This is a genomic window from Candidatus Symbiothrix dinenymphae, from assembly GCF_001431085.1.
Genome location: NZ_BBRU01000070.1, coordinates 1 through 1,027 on the forward strand (window position 1 = coordinate 1; position 1,027 = coordinate 1,027).

At 36.9% G+C, this 1,027-nt stretch carries 1 protein-coding gene and 1 pseudogene; both read right to left on the minus strand.

The genetic code is table 11. From position 1 onward, the window contains the following. Positions 1–634, minus strand: a 634-nt coding sequence (locus tag ASC50_RS07585) for a hypothetical protein (protein ID WP_262482181.1), incomplete at its 3' end; no start/stop codon positions are given. A gap of 36 nt (positions 635–670) precedes the next feature. Further along, positions 671–994 (minus strand): annotated as a pseudogene (locus tag ASC50_RS08380) (recombinase family protein); the annotation flags it as partial. Between the last annotated feature and the right edge of the window lie 33 nt (positions 995–1,027).

Genomic DNA, 1,027 nt, shown 5'->3' on the forward strand with positions numbered 1-1,027 from the left:
AAATTCTTTCAGGCATTATTTGATAGAGTTTTTTGGATTTGTCTTTTTCCCGGAAATCATAATAGTAGAAGTTATATGCATTTCCATCTCTGCCGTAAATTTCGTGGAAGTATCCCGTAATTCGTTTGGTTTTTGTTGATTCGTTTTTGACATTAACAGACTTTATGTGCTTGTGGACGAGTTCGTAGCGTGTTTTGTCGTCCGTAGCATCCAAATGTTTTGAGATGTTTTTTTCCATGGTCTTGTCTTCGCGAAATCCTATAGCGAGTTCTCCATTTCTCTCACCTATTTCCATAACACCGTTATATTGCGGCTCGCTTTCGGCTATTATTTTCGTGAGGCGTTTTATTTCTTCTGCGCAATGTATCTTGTCTTGTTTGATTCGTTGTCTTTCGTCTTTTGTTTCAGCAACGGCAAATGCCTCCAATTCTTTCTCTCCGAGTGAACGCATTACTTTCGAGATATCGGTTTTCTTTTTCGCGACAACCGCATTATACTGCTTGTCGGAGTTATCTATCTCGTTTTGCAGTCTATCAATCTCATTTTTCCATTCAACTATATTTTTTTCGCTGAGGTTGAGAAGGAAAAATACCTCCTCTTCTTTGGCTAAATGCCATAAAAGGCTATCTATCACATTTATATTTATTGAATCTCCCCCAGAACATTCTATTTTGGTTTGCCTATTGTATTTGTTGTTGCATAAATAAACGACCTGTTTTTTTGACGCAGTCAAACTCGACCCGCAACCGCTGCACTTTATTAGTTTGTTGGCGTAATATATGTTTTTGGATTTATCAATGTTATTATTATTTTTTTTTGCAACCTGTCGGCATTTATCGTATGTTTCTTTTGAGATTATTTGTGGATAAGACCTTCTATATCGCCGTTTTTTTTGCTCTTTCCCGCGAACTTTCGCTGCATATTCGCATTCCTCTATTTCCTCGCCTGTGTACTCTTTGTTAGTTAATATTTGTTTTATAACCCCTATTCCCATATTTTCACCAATTTTAAGCAGCTCGTCATGTAT